The organism is Kocuria cellulosilytica (genome assembly GCF_040981245.1).
GTDB classification, from domain to species: Bacteria; Actinomycetota; Actinomycetes; order Actinomycetales; family Micrococcaceae; genus Kocuria; species Kocuria cellulosilytica.
This window is the reverse complement of the sequence record NZ_JAVFWZ010000099.1, coordinates 1-568: the sequence shown is the minus strand read 5'-3', so window position 1 is coordinate 568 and position 568 is coordinate 1. Positions and strand designations below refer to the sequence as shown.

Genomic DNA, 568 nt, shown 5'->3' with positions numbered 1-568 from the left:
GGACCTCGACTTCCCGCCCGACCAGGGCTTCCTCCGTCTGAGCGAGGTGTTCCACCTCGAGGACCAGCTCACCGCCCTGTCCGCCGACGAGGCCGGCACCGACCACCCGCACACAGGAGAGAACTCATGACCGACACACTTCCCGCCTCCGTCCAGGACCGGCTGGCCTCCCAGGCCATCGAGGTGCCCTCGTGGGCCTACGGCAACTCGGGCACCCGGTTCAAGGTCTTCGGCACGCCGGGCACGCCGCGCACGCCCGAGGAGAAGATCGCCGACGCCGCCGTGGTGCACCGCCTGACCGGCCTGGCGCCGAAGGTGGCGCTGCACATCCCGTGGGACCGGGTCGACGACTTCGGCGCCCTCCGCCGCTACGCGGAGGACCTCGGGGTGGCCATCGGGACGATCAACTCCAACACCTTCCAGGACGACATCTACAAGTTCGGCTCGCTCACCCACGTGGACCCGTCCGTGCGCAGCACGGCGATCGAGCACCACCTGGAGTGCATCGAGGTCATGGACGCGACCGGTTCGAAGGACCTGAAGATCTGGCTGGCCGACGGCACCAACT

General features: G+C 68.8%; 1 pseudogene. It reads left to right on the top strand.

The annotated features are described in order from the left end of the window. Nucleotides 1-126: 126 nt before the first annotated feature. Nucleotides 127-568: pseudogene (locus tag RCG67_RS17190) on the top strand (L-rhamnose isomerase); the annotation flags it as partial.